The organism is Undibacterium sp. SXout20W (assembly GCF_049340285.1).
GTDB lineage: Bacteria > Pseudomonadota > Gammaproteobacteria > Burkholderiales > Burkholderiaceae_D > Undibacterium.
Map to the genome: position 1 here is coordinate 1 of NZ_JBMPPH010000103.1, position 1,332 is coordinate 1,332.

Sequence of the window (1,332 nt, forward strand, 5' to 3'; positions counted from 1 at the left end):
GAGGGTGTAAGAAATTTTGTGTAAACGGTCATTTTGCAGGAAACTGCTACTTTGCTAGGAGCAATGATGACCGAGAATCAAAAGCCTTTATCCAACGAACTGATAGACGCTCTACTGGGTGACTATAAAAAACCAGAAGACCTCATTGGTGAGAACGGTTTATTAAAGCAGCTGACCAAAGCCCTGGTAGAACGTGCGCTACAAGCTGAAATGACCGAGCATTTGGGTCATGGTAAAAACCAGCTGGTGGCAAATGATACCGGCAATACCCGAAATGGTAAAAGTAAAAAAACGCTCAAAGGTGACTTTGGCGCTTTACCGATTTCCATCCCCCGTGACCGTGAAGGCACGTTTGAACCACAGATCATTACCAAGCACCAGACCCGCTGGACTGGCTTTGACGACAAGATTCTGTCCCTGTATGCCCGTGGCTTAACGGTCCGTGAAATTCAACAGCATCTTCAGGAAATGTACGGCGCTGAAGTGTCACCAACCTTAATTTCATCGGTGACCGATGCCGTCATGGATGAGGTCAAGGCATGGCAGTCCCGGCCGCTGGATGCCATCTACCCCATTGTCTACATGGATTGCATTCACGTTAAGGTTCGTGACAGCGGCGCCGTCCGTGTGAAGGCTTTATATCTCGCTATTGGCATCAACATGGATGGCATTAAAGAAGTACTTGGCATGTGGATGGCGCAAACGGAAGGTGCAAAATTCTGGTTGCAGGTCATTACCGAAATCAAGAACCGGGGCGTGGCCGATATTTATATCGCCTGTGTAGACGGTTTAAAGGGCTTTCCAGAAGCAATCGAAACGGTGTTCCCTAAGACCTCTGTCCAGCTCTGTATCGTCCATATGGTCCGTCACAGCCTGAATTTCGTTGGCTGGAAAGAGCGCAAACAGGTGGCTGATGATTTACGCCTAATCTATTCTGCCACCACCATCGAACAGGCTGAAATGGAATTGTGTCAGTTTGAACAAAAATGGGGCGAACGCTTTGCGCCCATCGGTGAGTCGTGGCGCAAGAACTGGCCTCGACTGACTACGTTCTTTGACTATCCGCCGGACATCAGGAAAGTGATTTACACAACAAATGCCATCGAGTCCGTCAATATGAGTCTGCGGAAAATCACCAAGAACAGAGGGTCGTTTCCTACTGATGAATCTGTCCTTAAATTATTCTACCTGGCACTGAACAACATCAGCAAAAAATGGACAATGCCAATTAGAGATTGGAAAGCAGCGCTGAATCGATTTACAATCCAGTTCGGCGACCGTATGCCGAATGTTTAACTGAACCCCCGTTTACACAAAATTCAGGACACCCCC

The 1,332-nt window shown here is 47.8% G+C and carries 1 protein-coding gene; it reads left to right on the forward strand.

Features of this window, described 5'->3' with window-relative positions:
- Positions 1–66: 66 nt before the first annotated feature.
- Complete coding sequence (locus ACO0K1_RS20160) at positions 67–1,296, forward strand: IS256 family transposase (protein ID WP_423028986.1); 1,230 nt, start codon at positions 67–69, stop codon at positions 1,294–1,296.
- Positions 1,297–1,332: the final 36 nt, after the last annotated feature.

Bases quoted from the DNA above. Each gene is read 5' to 3' on its own strand.
- ACO0K1_RS20160 (WP_423028986.1), top strand. From the start codon at position 67: ATGACCGAGAATCAAAAGCCTTTATCCAACGAACTGATAGACGCTCTA.